The sequence below is a fragment of the Variovorax sp. Sphag1AA genome, assembly GCF_014192575.1.
Lineage (GTDB): Bacteria > Pseudomonadota > Gammaproteobacteria > Burkholderiales > Burkholderiaceae_C > Variovorax.
Window position 1 is genome coordinate 219,285 of the sequence record NZ_JACHYC010000006.1, and the last position, 15,351, is coordinate 234,635.

Consider the following 15,351-nt stretch of genomic DNA (forward strand, 5'->3'; position numbering starts at 1 on the left):
GGCCCGATGACCAGCCCGCACCACCCCCACAACGTCCATGCCGCCCAGCCGGCTTCGCTCGCCAGGCCGCGGCCGGTCGAGCAGATCGTCGCCGGTGTTTCGACCAGCGACGGCGACGGCGTCAAGCTCACGCGCGTGCTGCAGCACACGCTGCAGGAGCGGCTCGATCCCTACCTGATGCTCGACGCCTTCGGCAGCGACAACCCCGGCGATTACATCGGCGGCTTTCCAAGTCATCCGCATCGCGGCTTCGAAACCGTGACCTACATGATCTCGGGCCGCATGCGCCATCGCGACAGTCATGGCCACGAGGGGTTGCTTTCCAACGGCGGCGTGCAATGGATGACCGCCGGCCGCGGCCTGGTGCACAGCGAGCTGCCGGAACAGGAAGAAGGCTTGATGGAAGGCTTCCAGCTGTGGCTCAACCTGCCCGCCAGGGACAAGATGCGCGAGCCCTGGTATCGCGATATCCAGAGCGCGGAGATCCCGGAGTTCACCACCCCTGCCGGCGTGCATGTGCGCGTGATCGCCGGGGAGAGCCACGGCGTCGCGGGTGCGATGAAACGCGAGCACACCGAGCCTCTCTACCTCGACATCACCATGCCGCCCGGCGCCGAATTCGCGCAGGCGCTGCCGGACGATCGCAATGCGCTGATCTACGTGTTCCGTGAATCGGTCTTCATCGGCAACAGCGAGATCCCGACGAAGCGCATGGCGATCATGGCCAACGAAGCCGGCAGCGACGGCGTGCTGCTGCACGCGCCCGGCACCAACCACAGCCCGGCCCGGGCGCTGCTGATCGCCGGCAAGCCTCTGCGAGAGCCCATCGCGCAATACGGCCCCTTCGTCATGAACACCCGCGAGCAACTGATGCAGGCGGTGCAGGACTTCCAGCACGGCAAGTTCGGCTGATGGCGGCAGCGCGCGCCTTCATCTATCTTTACGCGCGCTAACCCTCGCATCACTCGGTGGAAACATGGGGCCGCCACACTTTCCCTCACCTGCTGCCCTTCGGTGGCAGGCTTCGGAAAGGAAGCACTCTCATGATCACGTCTCGCAAAAGCCTTCTCTGTGCCGGATTGCTGGCTGCCACGGTAGCCTCGGGCGCCTTCGCGCAAGCACCGGCGACCTCGCCCGCTGCGCCCTCCGCCCAGGGCCAGTCCGCCGCGCAAGCGCCGGCCAAGGGTCCTCGCGGGCGGGAAGACCGCGCACAGCGCTTCGAGCAGATGAAGCAACGCCATGCGCAGCACCTCGCCGCGCTCAAGGAAAAGCTCAAGCTCACCCCGGCGCAGGAAGGCGCATGGAACTCGTTTGCTGATGCGCAGCAAATGCCCCCGGCGCCGCCCCCCGGTCCGCGCATGAACCGCGACGAGTTCGCCAAGCTGACCACGCCGCAACGCCTCGACCTGATGGAAAAGCACCGCGCCGAACGCAGCGCGATGTTCGCCAAGCGCGCCGATGCAACGCGTTCCTTCTACGCTGGCCTGACGCCTGAACAGCAGAAGACCTTCGATGCCGAGTCGATGCGCCGCTTCGGCCCTGGCGACCGTGAAGGCCGTCCGCATCCGCATCACCCGGCTGCGCCCGCCAAGAGCTAAGCGCTCGACAGCCCCTGCACGAAGCCCGCGACGCGCAAGCGCCGCGGGCTTTTCCACATTCAGCTGGCGGCTTCGACCTTGAAAGAACGTGGCGCGCTCCTACAGCACGTCTGAGCGGCGCGTCTTACAACTGATGCCGTGAAGCTCTCGTCCCCCACGGAAGCCATGACGGTCCGGCCGACGTCGCTGAAGGTGATGACTGTGAACACCCACAAGGGCTTCACGGCGCTGAATCGCAAGTTCATCCTTCCCGAGTTGCGGGAAGCGGTGCGCACGGTGGGGGCGGACGTCGTGTTCCTGCAGGAAGTGCTCGGCACGCACTCGCGGCATTCGCGCAAGATCGACAACTGGCCGGAGGCGCCGCACTACGAATTCCTTGCAGACACGATGTGGCCGCAGTTCGCCTACGGGCGCAATGCGGTCTATCCGAAGGGCCACCACGGTAACGCGGTGCTGTCGAAGTTCCCGATCGTCAACTACCGCAACCACGATGTCTCCGTCCTCGGGCCCGAGAAGCGCGGCCTGCTTCACTGCGTGCTTCGGCTGCCCGCGCGGCCGGTGGACGTCCATGTGATCTGCACGCACCTGGGGCTGTCGGAGAACCATCGGCAGCAGCAACTGGAGTTGCTGTGCCACATCGTGCGCGACGAGGTGCCCGCGGACGCGCCGCTGATCGTCGCGGGCGACTTCAACGACTGGCGGGGGAAGGCACACGCCATCCTCGAACAGGGTGCGGCGCTGCGGGAGGTCTTCGTGCAGGCCCACGGCAGCGCGGCCAGGACGTTTCCGGCGCGCTTCCCGATGCTGCCGCTGGACCGCATCTACGTGCGCAACGCGGCGGTGCATGCGCCGGTGGTGCTTCCGCGCAGGCCTTGGTCTCATCTGTCGGACCACGCGCCCCTCGTGGCGGAGATCGAACTGTGAGCGCATCGAAGAATCCGCGCTGGGTCGGCGGCAATCGGGTCGAGCTGCTCGAGAACGGCGAGCAGTACTACCCGCGTGTCTTCGAGGCCATCCGCGACGCGCGACGAGAAGTGGTCATCGAGACCTTCATCCTGTTCGAAGACAAGGTCGGGCAGGAGCTGCACGCCGTGCTGCGCGAGGCGGCGCTGCGGGGCGTCAAGGTCGACGTGATGGTCGACGGCTTCGGCTCACCGTCACTTTCATCCGCTTTCATCGAAGGGCTCACCTCGGCGGGCGTGCGGGTCCGGGTGTTCGATCCGGGCAAGCGGTTGTTCGGAAAGCGCCTGAACTACTTCCGCCGCATGCACCGCAAGATCGTGGTCGTCGATGGCGTGACGGCGTTCGTCGGCGGCCTCAATTTTTCGGCGGATCACCTGCTCGACTTTGGCCCGATGGCAAAGCAGGACTATGCGGTGGCGCTCCAGGGGCCGATCGTCGAGGAGATCCATCATTTCGTCCTGCGTGAGATCGCGGTCGGCGGCAAGGGTGCGAGCTGGTTCCGGCGGCGGCTCAAGGTCACGGAACATCACGCGATAGAGCCCGAAGGCACGGCCGAGGCGCTCTTCGTGACGCGCGACAACCGGCGCCACACCAACGACATCGAGCGGCACTATCGCGCGGCGATCCGCAGCGCGCGCGAGCGCATCGTGATCGCCAACGCCTATTTCTTCCCGGGTTACCGGTTGATCAAGGAAATGCGCCGCGCAGGGCGTCGTGGCGTGGCGGTGCACCTGATCCTGCAGGGTGAGCCTGACATGCCATTCGTGAAGGTGGCGGCGAGCATGCTCTATCACCACCTGCTGCATGCGGGCGTCCACATCCACGAATACATCGATCGGCCGTTGCACGGCAAGGTGGCGCTGGTGGATGACCAGTGGAGCACGGTGGGCTCGAGCAACCTCGACCCGTTGAGCCTGTCGCTGAATCTCGAGGCGAATGTGATCGTGCGCAGCCGGGAGTTCAACCACGTCCTCTGGGATAAGCTCCACGACCTCATGGAGAACAGTTGCAGGCAGGTGCAGACATCGGATCTCACCGAATGGAGTGCGTGGCGCCTGGTGCGCAGCTTTTTCATCTTCCACCTGCTGCGCTGGTATCCGGCGTGGGTCGGATGGCTGCCGCGACATGTGCCGCGCCTCGAACCCCTCGGAAAGCAGGGGCCGCGCGGCGGCTCCACGCAGACGGACGTGGCGTGATGGCCAGCCCACCGGCAGCAGGCACCGCAGCCCCGGCGGAACCTGCCGCGTCGACTCACTGGGAACACGTCAAGCGCATCGCCGCGTGGGTCTTCTTCGCGGCTGTCGTGGCGCTGATCTGGCGGCAGGCGCGCCATATCGACTGGTGGACCGTGCTCGCATCGATCCGGGCGATCCCGCTGCCGATGATCCTTGCGGGAGCGCTGCTGGCCTTCTGCAGCCATCTCCTCTACAGCACCTACGACCTCCTCGGCAGGCGCATGACCCATCACGATCTCGGCACGGTGCCGGTCATGGGCATCACTTTCATCAGCTATGCCTTCAACCTGAACTTCGGTTCGCTGGTCGGCGGCGTGGCTTTCCGCTACCGGCTGTACTCGCGGCTCGGCCTCCGGCCGAACACGATCACGCGAGTGCTTGGCTTCAGCATGCTCACCAACTGGTTTGGCTACTTCGTGGTGGCCGGCGCGGCCTTCTGCTTCGCGCCGATGACCCTGCCGCCGGACTGGCGAATCGACAGCGGCGGGCTGCGTATCCTCGGCGCGGGACTGATGCTGGTCGGCATCGCCTACCTCGCGCTGTGTGCCGCGGCGCGCGAGCACACCTGGAACATCCGCGGCCATGAGCTCGACACGCCGCCACTGCGCATCGCGCTGCTGCAGCTCGCGATGTCAGGCGTCAACTGGTCGCTGATCGGGGGGATCGTCTGGTTCCTGCTCCAGCAGCAGGTGGAATACACCACCGTGCTTTCGGTGCTTCTGGTCGCAGCCGTGGCCGGCGTGATCACGCACGTGCCGGGCGGGATCGGCGTGCTGGAGGCGGTATTCCTCGCGTTGCTGTCGCACCGGCTACCAGAGGCCCAGATCCTCGGGGCGCTGCTCGCGTACCGTGCGCTCTATTACCTGCTGCCGCTCGCGGTGGCGCTGGTGTTCTACGTGGTCGCGGAGATGCACGCGAGGCGCGTGCGAAGGATGCTTTCGACGGCTTCGGGCTGAATTCCGAATGCGCCAAGCCAGCGCATGCTTCGGTCTTTTTCGCCTGTATGCCTACAGGGCCGTCGGCGGGGGCGCCCTAATTTGACGGCATGGCGCAGCACTCCGTCACGCTCTCGAGTCAGACCGATCTGCAGGGTTTCCGGCGCGAAGCCCGCGTTCTGCTCGCGGGGCTCGTCCCACCCGAGGAAGCGCACTGGGATGCGCCCGCGATGCCCGACGACCTGCATCGGCAGCCGTACGCGACCCTGATGAGGTCAGACGAGAAGCCGCCGAGCGGCGTCAATCTGGTGTTGCCACGCTCCTTCCTGTCCCTCTGCAACATGGTGATCCTGCACCACGATCCGGCGCGCTTCGCGCTGTTGTACCGGCTGCTCTGGCGCCTGGTGCACGAGCCCGCCCTGCATCGTGATCCGCATGACGATGACCGTCTTCGTGCGTTGCACATGGCGCGTGCGGTACGCCGCGACATGCAGAAGATGAAGTCGCAGGTGCGATTCATGACCATCCGCCAGACCGCAGATGGCGAGCCGTTGCAGATCGCATGGTTCGCGCCCGACCACTACATCGTCGAAGCGGTCGCGCCCTTCTTCATGCGCAGGATGGCCCATGCGCTGTGGGCCGTGCTGACGCCGGAGAGCAGCGTCCGGGGGCGCGGCGAGTCACTCGAGTTCGGTCCGGGTGCGCGTTGCGAGCGCAGGCTGGATCGTGATGCGGCTGAAAGCGAGTGGCTCGGGTGCTATTACCAAGTCTTCAGAAACGATAGAGATAGCGAACCCGCACGAAGTTTTCACCCGGATTCGGTTCCTTGATGGTGCCGTTCGAGAAGTGCTGGAGCCGCACCGACACCTCGTGCTCGCGTTGCATGCCGAAGCTCAGGCCGGCGCCGATCTGCTCGGTGAACTGGAAGGCGGTGCTGAACTCGCGGTCCTCGGTGCGATAGAGATGGTCCATCAAGGTGCCGCCGAGGCCGGCCTCGACGAACCAGGGCGATCGCCCTTCGCTGAAGCGATACCGGACGTTGGCGATGGCACCGATCTGGGCGTAGTTGTCCTTTTCGTTGCTGTTGGGCTTCGGCTTGGGTGCCCGCCAGCCGCTCAGGAAGAAGTCCCAGTAGAAGCTCATGTCGCCGCCCCACATCAAGCGATTGGCGGCCAACGGCATGGTCAGCCCGACCTGCAGCGAATCGGTCGATCGCCCGCTTTGCGGCGTTGTGCCTGCTTCGACGTAAAAGCCCATCGCCCTGTCGTCCGGCGCGGCATGGACCGCAGCCGATAGCAACACGCCCCCCACCCACAGGATGGCTTTGGCGCAGGAAGTCATGTTTCTCATTCTTCGAACCCTGCGTTGAGTTTGCACTTGTTGACAATCCTAAAGGGTTATTCAGTGATTGCGCTTGAGGCTCCGTCGTACCCGGTTGGAGAACACGGCCATCGATCATGCTGCAATGCAGCAAACACTGCACGGAAGGCCTATAGTTCTTCTTCGAGTTCCGCGCACCGAGTCCCCCCTATGCCTACCTCCCGTTTCTTCAATCCCCTGATGCTGTGGGCCGATGTCGCGGCCACTGCCAACGAAATGTTCCTGTCGTCCAGTTCGGTGATCCGCATGAGGACCGAACGCATCGCCCGGGCAGGCCTTGCGCCCAGCGACTCGGATGTCGCTGAATTCCAGCTCATGGGACACGAGAAGCTCGCAGCCGCCAGCGAGGCTGGCGCCGCGATGGTCAATCAACTGCACACGACCCAATTCGCACTCTTCAATCGCGCTGTGAAACACTGGCTCAGCGGCGGCGTCGCGCTGTTCTCGCTTGCGACCAGCACTTCGCAGGCGCAGGCGGTGACGCACGCCGAAGCCGTCGGGACGTCCGCAGCTCGCACCGCTGCGGCGATGAGCCAACTCAGCAGCGCCGGCGCTCGCATCGTGCAGCGCGGCCTGAAGCCGATCCACGCCAAGGCGACGGCCAACGAGCGCCGCCTCGCGGCACCGGCCGCGCCCTGAAAAAAAGTTGCATCCGCAAAGCTTCGCGCAAGGCGAGGCTTGCTAGCCTTTGCGCATGCGGATCTCCGAGCTTGCACAACGCACCGGCGTGACGGTGCACGCCCTGCGCCACTACGAGCGCATGGGCCTCCTGGTGCCGGCGCGCACCGCCTCGGGCTACCGCGACTACCCGGAAACGATGCGCCGCGAAGCCATCTTCATTGCGATGTCCAGACGGATCGGCTTTTCATTGCAGGCGATCGGCGAACTGCTCCCTGCCTACCGTACGGGCCGCCTGAGCATCGACACCATGGTCGACGCGCTGCTGGAGCGGGCCGGGGCGATAGACCGCCAGATTGCCGATCTGCAGTCATTGCGCACGCAGGTGCTCGATCACGCCAAGTGGCTGCGCGAGCAGGAGCTCAAGCCTCGCCGCAACCAGGGCAGCGATGACGCCGCGCGCCCCTGGCCCCAATCCGCGAAACAGCGCGGCGCGCGAAAGGAAGCCCGATGACCGCGAACCCGCTCCAGTACATCGAAGACGCCGTCCTGGCGATGCCCATGGCCCGCACGTTGGGGCTGCGATTCACCCGGCTTGCCCCCGGCGATGTCGAGATCGAACTGCCCATGGCCGAGGCTTTCACCTTCAGGCCCGGTCAACTGCAGGCGACGCCGGTGTTCGCGGTGGCGGACTTCGCCGCCGTCTCCGCGGCGGGGAGCATGCTGCCCAAGGATTGGCACAACGCCACCATCGACGCGACGCTGAAGCTCGTGGCCCCTGCCGTCGGTGCGCTGTTGCGTGCGCGCGGCCGCGTGGTGAGCGCCGGCAAGCTGCTCACCATCTGCGCGGCGGAAGTCTTTGCGGTGGATGAAGAAGGCGCCGAAACGCTGTGCGCGACGCTGCTCGGGTCGGCACGCAACGTCAAGCCGGCCTGATCCGCGATCAGCTTTCCTGCACGAGGCGCAGCAAGGTGATTTCCGAAGGTGCGCCGATGCGCTTGGGCGGGCCCCAGTAGCCCGTGCCGCGGCTCGTGTAGACCCACATCTCCTTCAGCTTGTGCAGTCCTGCAGTGAAGGGCTGCTGCAGCGGCACGAAGAGATTCCACGGAAAGAACTGGCCGCCGTGCGTGTGCCCGGAAAGCTGGAGTTGATAGCCCGCCTCTGCGGCCGCTGGCGCGCTGCGCGGCTGGTGCGCGAGCAGCACGCGTGTGTGCACCATCGGCGGGGCGCCGTCGAGCGCCTGCTGCGGATCGCTTGCATGCGCGGCATCGAAATGCGCCGCCGTGTAGTCGGTGACGCCTGCAACGACGAGTGCGCTTTCGAGCACCTCCTCGTCGGTCTGCGCGCCCTTCACGCTGCGCGTCTGAAGCACGACGTGTTCGTTGAGGAGCACGCGCAGGCCGAGCCGGCGCAACTCGTCGATCCACGCATGCGCGCCCGCGTAGTACTCATGGTTGCCGGTGACCACGAACGTGCCGTGCTTCGCGCGCAGGCCTTGCAGCGGCGCGATGTGATCGCGAAGCTCCGGCACCGTGCCATCGACAAGGTCGCCGGTGATCGCGACCATGTCGGCGCCGAGGCCGTTGACGGCATCGACGATGCGCTGGATGTAGCCGCGGCGGATCGTCGGGCCCACGTGGATGTCGCTCAATTGCGCGATGGTGAATCCGGCGAGCGCGGCAGGCAGGTCGCGGATCGGCACGTCCACGTGCACCACGCTGGCAGTACGGCGCGCGTTGAGAAAGCCGATCGTGGTGATCGCCGTCGCAAGCACCGGCACCGCGCCGGCACTCTTCGACAGCCAGCGCGGCCAGTCGATGCCCCAGCCGGACACCAGCGTCACCGCCCAGGTGATCAGCAGACCCGCATCACGCACGAGCGTGAGCACGAACATGGACGAGAACCAGCCCATGCTCAGCAGCCCGATCCACTTCCATCCGTCGCCGATTCGACGCGCGTCCGTTCGCCTGCCCGCGAACGGCAGGGGCATGGTCGCGGCTGAAATGACCAGGGCGATCACCAACAGCACGGTCCAGCCGGCCCAGCTCCCGGCGAGCGCCGGCAGCAGCCGCAGGCCTATGTACGCATGCAGGAGCGTGGTGAGGGCGATAAGAGGTCGAAGCGGCATCGGGACTGGTAGGGCGGAAAAATCCGGACACACCAAATGCGAGCGATCCGCTCAACATTCAAGGTGTGTGCCACCTTGTCCGACGCTATTTCAATGCAGGTCGCTTTCGCGAACCTGATGATGGTTCTGGCGGGATCCTCGCGGTGTTGACCGGCGGATGTCGCCGGGTTGGGCTCAGTCGCCTGTGTTGACGGCAGCCTGGTGTTCAGGCCGCTGCGTACCCATCGCCGACGCGAAATCGACGTTCGAAGGCCACATGAAGACCGCCTTGGCGGCAACGCCGTTGAAGACGACGAGCGGCTGAGTGAGCGTGACGCCGCCCATCGTCGCCTCGACTTCGTATGCACCGGGATCGAGCCGCGCGAGCATGTAGGGCGATGCCGTATCGGCCTGCATCACCTCGCGGCCGTTGTAGCGCTCACGCACGATGATGTGCACGTCGGACGGAAAACGAACGCTCCGGCCGGCACGGTTGATACCGAACTCCAGCGTGGCTGCCCAGCGCGGCGCAACGGTCTGCATGAAGGCCGCTTCCTCGCTGGTCCTGCCCCCGCACATGTACTCGATGCCCTGCGCCATCCGGATCGGGGGATTGGTCAGTGCGTGCGCGGTGGTGAATGCACCCAGCATCATCACTGCGGCCGACAGGGGCCGCCAAGACCGGTTGGGGTTCATTTTGCTGTCCTCTTGCTCGAATGGCGTCAAATCCGCCGGAGATTGTGCTTAGCAAGAGTCGGGCTAGGAATAGCGTTTACGCGCAGTTCCTCCCTGAGACAGCGGCGAGCGATCGATGATCGATCGCTCGCGTTCGATCAGACGTCGATGTTCGCCGCGCGCAGCGCGTTCTGCTCGATGAAGTCGCGCCGCGGCTCGACCTCGTCGCCCATCAGCATGGTGAAAACGCGGTCGGCCTCGATCGCGTCGTCGATCTGCACGCGCAGCAGGCGCCGCACGTTCGGGTCCATCGTCGTTTCCCAGAGCTGCTCGGGATTCATCTCGCCCAGACCCTTGTAGCGCTGACGCGAGGTCGCGTTCTCGGCCTGGCCGATCAGCCAGCGCATGGCTTCGCGGAAGTCGCTGACCTTTTCTTCCTTGGCCTTCTCGCCCTCGCCGCGGCGAACGACGGCGCCTTCGCCGAGCAGGTCGCGGAAGGTCTTTGCGGCCTCGGCTAGCGCGGCGTAGTCGGCGCCATGCACGAAGTCCTGCGTCAGCACGCTGCTCTTGATGTTGCCGTGATGGCGGCGGCTGATGCGCAGCAGCGGCTTGTCGGTGCGCGCATCGAACTCGCTCGACACATCGGCTGGCGCGCCGGTGGTGTTGAGTTCGCGCAATTTGTTCTGCAGTGCGACCGCAGAGGCTTCCGCAGAGGCCGTGGTGTCCAGGTCGAGCGCCACGCCGTCGGCAATGGCACGCAGTGCAGCGGTATCGAGGAAGACGCCAAGCCGCGCGATCACCGCCTCGGCGAGCTGGTGCTTGCGGGCCAGGTCGGCCAGCGCGTCACCGGTGAGCGTCGTCGGATTGCTGCCGCCGGTCAGGACGCTCGCATCCTTCAGCGCGACCTTGAGGAGGAAGGTGTCGAGCGCAGGGCCGTCCTTGAGGTACTGCTCTTCCTTGCCGACCTTCACCTTGTAGAGCGGCGGCTGGGCGATGTAGATGTGGCCGCGTTCGACCAGCTCCGGCATCTGCCGATAGAAGAAGGTCAGCAGCAGCGTACGGATGTGCGCGCCGTCCACGTCCGCGTCGGTCATGATGATGATGCGGTGGTAGCGCAGCTTGGCGACGTTGAAGTCGTCCGCACCGCCTGCCGCCGTGGTCGCACCCGCGCGGCCGATGCCGGTGCCCAGCGCGGTGATCATCGTCAGGATTTCGTTGCTGGTCAGCAGCTTCTCGTAGCGTGCCTTCTCGACGTTCAGGATCTTGCCGCGCAGCGGCAGGATGGCCTGGAACTTCCGGTCGCGGCCCTGCTTGGCCGAGCCGCCTGCGGAGTCACCCTCCACCAGGTAGATCTCGCACAGCGCGGGGTCCTTTTCCTGACAATCGGCCAGCTTGCCGGGCAGCCCCATGCCGTCGAGCACGCCCTTGCGGCGCGTCATTTCGCGGGCCTTGCGTGCGGCCTCGCGAGCGCGTGCCGCTTCGACGATCTTGCCGCAGATGATCTTCGCGTCGTTGGGGCGCTCCTGCAGGTAGTCGGTGAGCAGGCGGCCGACGATGTCCTCGACCGGCGCGCGCACTTCGCTCGACACCAGCTTGTCCTTGGTCTGGCTCGAGAACTTGGGCTCGGGCACCTTCACGCTGAGGACGCAGCACAGGCCTTCGCGCATGTCGTCGCCGGTCACTTCGACCTTGGCCTTCTTGGCCAACTCGTTCTCTTCGATGTACTTGTTGATGACGCGCGTCATCGCGGCGCGCAGGCCGGTCAGGTGGGTGCCGCCATCACGCTGGGGGATGTTGTTGGTGAAGCAGAGAACCTGCTCGTTGTAGCCGTTGTTCCACTGCATCGCGACTTCGACGCCGATATGCGTGCCGGGGATGCCGCCGTAGGTGTCGGCCGGCTTCTCTCCTTCGGCGTAGAACACGTTCGGGTGCAGGATCGTCTTGCCCTTGTTGATGAACTCGACGAAGCCACGCACGCCGCCGGCGCCCGAGAAGTCGTCTTGCTTGCCGGTGCGCTCATCGACCAGGCGGATGCGCACGCCGTTGTTCAGGAAGCTCAGCTCGCGCAGCCGCTTGCTCAGGATCTCGTAGTGGAAGTCCGAGTTCTCCTTGAAGATCTCGGTGTCCGGCAGGAAGTGCACCTCCGTGCCGCGCTTCTCGGTTTCGCCGGTGATCTTCATCGGCGAAACCTCGACGCCGTTCACCGTCTCGATGATGCGGTTCTGCACGAAGCCCTTGCTGAACTCGAGCGTGTGGACCTTGCCTTCGCGGCGCACCGTGAGGCGCAGCATCTTGGAGAGCGCGTTCACGCAGCTCACGCCCACGCCGTGCAGACCGCCGGAAACCTTGTAGCTGTTCTGATTGAACTTGCCGCCTGCGTGCAACTCGGTCAACGCGATCTCGGACGCCGAGCGCTTCGGCTCGTGCTTGTCGTCCATCTTGATGCCGGTCGGGATGCCGCGGCCGTTGTCGGTCACCGAAACCGAGTTGTCGGTGTGAATCGTGACCACGATGTCATCGCAATACCCTGCGAGCGCCTCGTCGATCGAGTTGTCGACCACTTCAAACACGAGGTGATGCAAGCCGGTGCCGTCGGAGGTGTCGCCGATGTACATCCCCGGGCGCTTGCGCACCGCCTCGAGGCCTTCGAGGATCGTGATGGAGCCTTCCCCGTAGGAGCTATCGGGCGGCGTGACCTCGATCGGAATCGCGTTGTCGATCTCAGGCGTGTAGACCGGCTCCGTGTGCGGCGCGTCCTGCTTGTTTTCTTCGCTCATCAGAATCTTTCTCTCTCGGCAACCCGCGGACTGCCGCTATTTCTTCAGGAACACCGCGGAACCGGCTTTGCCGGGCCGCTGGTGTTGCCCCCTGCAAGGGGGTTGGCGTAGCGACACGAAGTGCGCGTAGCCTGGGGGTGGGTCAAATGCGCATCGGCATCACAACGTACTTGAACGACGCGTTCTCCGGAATCGTCATCAGCACCGAGCTGTTCGAATCCTGCAGATCCAGCTTCACCATGTCCTGGCTCATGTTCGACAGCGCGTCGATGAGATAGGTCACGTTGAAGCCGATCTCGATCGTGTCGCCGCCGTAGTCGATGTCGAGCTCGTCCTGCGCCTCTTCCTGCTCGGCATTGTTCGAGGCGATGCGCAGCGTGCCCGGCTCGATGTTGAGTCGCACGCCCTTGAACTTCTCGCTCGTCAGGATCGCGGTGCGCTGCAAGCTGGCCAGCAGAGGCGCGCGGCCCAGCGTCACGCTGTTCTTGTGATTCTTGGGGATGACGCGGTTGTAGTCGGGGAACTTGCCCTCGACCAGCTTGGTGACGAACTCCATGCCACCGAAGGCGAACTTCGCCTGGTTGTTCGCGAACTGCATCTCGATCGCGCCCTCGGCATCAGACAGAAGACGCTGCATCTCGAGCACCGTCTTGCGGGGAAGGATCACCTCCTGGCGCGGTACTTCGACGTCGAGCGTGGCGGAGGCGAACGCAAGGCGGTGGCCATCGGTCGCCACGAGGCTGAGCTGCTTGCCTTCGGCAACGAACAGGATGCCGTTGAGGTAGTAGCGAATGTCATGCACCGCCATCGCGAACGACACTTGGCTGAGAAGGTCCTTCAGCGTCTTCTGTGGCACGCTGAACACCGGGCCGAAGTTGGCGGATTCCTGCACCAGCGGGAAGTCCTCAGCCGGCAGCGACTGCAGCGTAAAGCGGCTCTTGCCGCCCTTGAGCACGAGCTTGTTGGCGCTCGATTCGAGGCTCACCGTCTGGTCGGACGGCATGGTGCGCAGGATGTCGATCAGCTTGCGCGCGCCCACGGTCGTCGTGAAGTTGCCGTCGTCGCCGCCGAGTTCAGCTTGCGTACGGATCTGGATTTCCAGGTCGCTGGTCGTGAGTTGCAGTTGGGCGCCCGTCTTGCGGATCAGCACGTTGGCGAGGATCGGCAGCGTGTGCCGCCGCTCCACGATGCCGGACACCGATTGCAGCGCCGCCAGGACTTTGTCTTGAGTTGCCTTCAAAACGATCATGTCTTACCTCTTCCTTTATTTCTTTAATTCAAATTGGTAGTAGTAGATAAGGGACGCACCGCGCTGTGGACAGCGCGATTTTCCGCTTCCGCGACAACGACTTGGCGCTGCTCAACGGGTGTGCGTAGCCGCGCTTCGGTGCTGTCGCGGCGCGGCGAACAACATTCGCTTGCGCGGTGGCTCTGTGGACAACCCGTCATTTGTTCCGAGACTTTCCCCAGAGTTGTGCTTTGACAGCGTTGACGGATTGTGCGCGGGCGCCCATCGATCATCCCTTGAGCGTCTGCTCCAGCACGTGCAACTGCTGGTTCAGCTCGGTCAGCTGCTGGCGTTCGCCGGAAATCTTGCGCACGGCATGCAGCACAGTGGTGTGGTCGCGGCCGCCGAAGAGCTCCCCGATTTCAGGCAGGCTCTTCTGGGTCAGCTCCTTGGCGAGGTACATCGCGATCTGGCGCGGCCGGGCGATCGAGGCCGGCCGCTTCTTCGAATACATGTCGGCGACCTTGATCTTGTAGTAGTCGGCCACCGTCTTCTGGATGTTTTCCACCGAGATCTGGCGGTTCTGGATCGACAGCAGGTCGCGAAGCGCTTCGCGAGCGAGCGCGATCGAGATTTCCTTCTGATTGAAGCGCGAGTACGCAAGGATCTTGCGCAGTGCGCCTTCCAGTTCGCGGACGTTGGAACGCACGTTCTTGGCGACGAAGAACGCAACCTCTTCCGGCATCTCGGCGCTTTCGGCGCGCGCCTTGTTGATCAGAATGGCCACACGCATTTCCAGCTCGGGCGGCTCGATCGCGACCGTCAAGCCTGAATCGAAGCGCGACACGAGCCGCTCGTGGATGTCCGCCAGGCCCTTCGGATAGGTGTCGCTCGTCATGACGATGTGCGACTTCTTCGCGAGCAGGGCTTCGAAGGCGTTGAAGAACTCTTCTTGCGTGCGGTCCTTGTTCGCGAAGAACTGGACGTCATCGATCAGCAGGAGGTCGAGCGAGTGATAGCGCTCCTTGAACTCGTCGAAAGTCTTGCGTTGATAGGCCTTGACCACATCCGACACGAACTGCTCGGCGTGGATGTAGAGAACTTTTGCGTCCGGCCGGTCCGCCAGCAGGCGATTACCCACAGCGTGCATCAAGTGCGTCTTGCCGAGGCCGACGCCACCATAGATGAACAGCGGGTTGTAGAGGTGGCCCGGCGTACTTGCCACATGCATGGCTGCGGCGCGTGCCATCCGGTTCGCCGTACCTTCGACGAGGTTCTCGAAAGTGAGCCCGGAGTTGAGGCGGTTCTTGAACGCCGAGCTCGCTGGATCTTCGCCTGGGCTCGGCAGGTCGCGCGGCACATCGACGTCGGAAACGACCGCCAACGATGTCGGTCGTGCAACGATTTCGCGAGGAGCAAGCGCTAACTCAATGATGATGGGCTGGCCGTAGATCTTCTCGGCCATCGAAGCGATCTTGCCCGCGTACTGCGCACGGATCCAATCGAGCTTGAAGCGATTCGCGACAAAAACGGTAACCCGCGAAAAGTCGTCCGCGACCTTGGCGGTCAGTGGCTTGATCCAGGTATTGAATTGCTGTTCGGACAGCTCCTGCGCGAGCTGGTCGACGCAGGCCTGCCAGAGGCTGTCACCGACGCCGTCACTCGACATGGGTGCTCTGAAAAGTGGTTTGTCCCTCAGCCATCTTTCGTGTTCGTGTTGTGGATAGTCGCACCCGCGATGCGCCCAGGATTCTAACTTGTCAAAAACTTATCCACACCATCCCGCCGATGATGGAAAGGCCTGAGATCGCCGATCGGGATTGTCGGGGTCTTGA

Annotated in this window: 14 protein-coding genes and 1 pseudogene; 9 read left to right on the plus strand and 6 right to left on the minus strand. The window is 64.4% G+C overall.

Features of this window, described 5'->3' with window-relative positions; translation table 11 throughout:
* The first annotated feature begins 6 nt into the window (after positions 1 to 6).
* From FHW64_RS23855 to FHW64_RS23880, 6 genes are all read left to right on the plus strand, one after another.
* Positions 7 to 912 (plus strand): pirin family protein, encoded by a 906-nt coding sequence (locus FHW64_RS23855; RefSeq protein WP_184530709.1) that lies wholly within the window; start codon positions 7 to 9, stop codon positions 910 to 912.
* A gap of 131 nt (positions 913 to 1,043) precedes the next feature.
* The gene (locus FHW64_RS23860) at positions 1,044 to 1,598 is read left to right on the plus strand and encodes a Spy/CpxP family protein refolding chaperone (RefSeq protein ID WP_184530710.1); all 555 of its coding nucleotides are present in this window, start codon (positions 1,044 to 1,046) and stop codon (positions 1,596 to 1,598) included.
* 165 nt (positions 1,599 to 1,763) lie between these two features.
* Positions 1,764 to 2,522 carry an endonuclease/exonuclease/phosphatase family protein gene (locus FHW64_RS23865; RefSeq protein WP_184531101.1) on the plus strand — a complete coding sequence of 253 codons (759 nt, stop codon included), beginning with the start codon at positions 1,764 to 1,766 and terminating at the stop codon, positions 2,520 to 2,522.
* Positions 2,519 to 3,757, plus strand: coding sequence for a cardiolipin synthase ClsB (clsB, locus tag FHW64_RS23870; protein WP_184530711.1), 1,239 nt, complete (start codon positions 2,519 to 2,521; stop codon positions 3,755 to 3,757). The genes FHW64_RS23865 and clsB overlap by 4 nt, the downstream gene beginning before the upstream one ends.
* A complete protein-coding gene (locus tag FHW64_RS23875) occupies positions 3,757 to 4,752 on the plus strand; it encodes a lysylphosphatidylglycerol synthase domain-containing protein (RefSeq protein ID WP_184530712.1) in 996 nt (331 codons plus the stop codon). Before clsB ends, FHW64_RS23875 begins: the two co-directional genes overlap by 1 nt.
* 89 nt (positions 4,753 to 4,841) lie before the next feature.
* Positions 4,842 to 5,561, plus strand: a complete 720-nt coding sequence (locus FHW64_RS23880; protein WP_184530713.1) for a DUF4130 domain-containing protein — start codon at positions 4,842 to 4,844, stop codon at positions 5,559 to 5,561.
* Here FHW64_RS23880 and FHW64_RS23885 read toward each other — a convergent pair.
* A complete protein-coding gene (locus FHW64_RS23885) occupies positions 5,503 to 6,072 on the minus strand; it encodes an acyloxyacyl hydrolase (RefSeq protein WP_260306307.1) in 570 nt (189 codons plus the stop codon). The genes FHW64_RS23880 and FHW64_RS23885 overlap by 59 nt on opposite strands.
* A 189-nt stretch (positions 6,073 to 6,261) precedes the next feature.
* On the opposite strand from FHW64_RS23885, the gene FHW64_RS23890 reads away from it, so the two are divergent.
* From FHW64_RS23890 to FHW64_RS23900, 3 genes are read left to right on the plus strand one after another with little or no spacing between them, the layout of a single operon-like run.
* Positions 6,262 to 6,750 carry a polyhydroxyalkanoate granule-associated phasin gene (locus FHW64_RS23890; RefSeq protein WP_184530715.1) on the plus strand — a complete coding sequence of 163 codons (489 nt, stop codon included), beginning with the start codon at positions 6,262 to 6,264 and terminating at the stop codon, positions 6,748 to 6,750.
* Between the two features lie 55 nt (positions 6,751 to 6,805).
* On the plus strand, positions 6,806 to 7,243 hold the full coding sequence (locus tag FHW64_RS23895) for a MerR family transcriptional regulator (RefSeq protein WP_184530716.1): 438 nt from the start codon (positions 6,806 to 6,808) through the stop codon (positions 7,241 to 7,243).
* Complete coding sequence (locus FHW64_RS23900; RefSeq protein ID WP_184530717.1) at positions 7,240 to 7,665, plus strand: PaaI family thioesterase; 426 nt, start codon at positions 7,240 to 7,242, stop codon at positions 7,663 to 7,665. The genes FHW64_RS23895 and FHW64_RS23900 overlap by 4 nt, the downstream gene beginning before the upstream one ends.
* Positions 7,666 to 7,672: 7 nt before the next feature.
* Here FHW64_RS23900 and FHW64_RS23905 read toward each other — a convergent pair whose 3' ends face one another.
* The 5 genes and pseudogenes from FHW64_RS23905 to dnaA all read right to left on the minus strand — a co-directional run bounded on the left by FHW64_RS23905 (position 7,673) and on the right by dnaA (position 15,185).
* Complete coding sequence (locus tag FHW64_RS23905; RefSeq protein ID WP_184530718.1) at positions 7,673 to 8,857, minus strand: metallophosphoesterase; 1,185 nt, start codon at positions 8,855 to 8,857, stop codon at positions 7,673 to 7,675.
* 174 nt (positions 8,858 to 9,031) lie between these two features.
* Positions 9,032 to 9,532 carry a hypothetical protein gene (locus tag FHW64_RS23910; protein ID WP_184530719.1) on the minus strand — a complete coding sequence of 167 codons (501 nt, stop codon included), beginning with the start codon at positions 9,530 to 9,532 and terminating at the stop codon, positions 9,032 to 9,034.
* 137 nt (positions 9,533 to 9,669) lie between these two features.
* A pseudogene (gene gyrB / locus FHW64_RS23915) lies at positions 9,670 to 12,186 on the minus strand (DNA topoisomerase (ATP-hydrolyzing) subunit B); the annotation flags it as partial.
* Positions 12,187 to 12,430: 244 nt separating this feature from the next.
* Positions 12,431 to 13,537 (minus strand): DNA polymerase III subunit beta, encoded by a 1,107-nt coding sequence (gene dnaN / locus FHW64_RS23920; protein ID WP_184530720.1) that lies wholly within the window; start codon positions 13,535 to 13,537, stop codon positions 12,431 to 12,433.
* A 268-nt stretch (positions 13,538 to 13,805) separates the two neighbouring features.
* A complete protein-coding gene (dnaA, locus tag FHW64_RS23925; protein WP_184530721.1) occupies positions 13,806 to 15,185 on the minus strand; it encodes a chromosomal replication initiator protein DnaA in 1,380 nt (459 codons plus the stop codon).
* Between the last annotated feature and the right edge of the window lie 166 nt (positions 15,186 to 15,351).